Here is a 504-nt window from a genome sequence, read left to right as displayed (position 1 = left end):
ATACCGATGCGATGCGTGATCAGCCCGGTCACATCGAGCGGGCCTTGCACCAGCGCGATCATCTTGTACCAGGTCTCGAACATCTCGCGTCCATAGATGCCCTTCAGATGCAGCATCTTGAAGATGACCTTGTTCCAGTCGATCTCGAAGCCGGTCGGCGCGATGCCGAGGATGGCGATCTTGCCGCCATTGTTCATGGTGTCGATCATGTCGCGGAAGGCGGGCGCGGCGCCCGACATTTCCAGCCCGACGTCGAACCCCTCGGTCATGCCGAGCGCCGGCATGACGTCGCGCAGTTTTTCCTTCGAGGCGTCGACGACGTGCTGGACGCCGAGCTTCTTCGCCAGCGCCAGCCGCACCGGGTTGATGTCGGTGATGACGACCTTGCGTGCGCCGACGCACTGCGCCACCAACGCCCCCATGATGCCGATCGGCCCCGCGCCGGTGACCAGCACATCCTCGCCTACCAGGTCGAAGGACAATGCGGTGTGGACGGCATTGCCA

At 63.3% G+C, this 504-nt stretch carries 1 protein-coding gene; it reads right to left on the bottom strand.

Features of this window, described 5'->3' with window-relative positions:
* Nucleotides 1-504, bottom strand: a 504-nt coding sequence (locus EOA36_RS36815) for a zinc-binding dehydrogenase (protein ID WP_145969579.1), incomplete at both ends; no start/stop codon positions are given.

The sequence above is a fragment of the Mesorhizobium sp. M8A.F.Ca.ET.021.01.1.1 genome, assembly GCF_003998025.1.
GTDB lineage: Bacteria > Pseudomonadota > Alphaproteobacteria > Rhizobiales > Rhizobiaceae > Mesorhizobium.
This window is presented reverse-complemented; position numbering and strand designations above follow the sequence as displayed.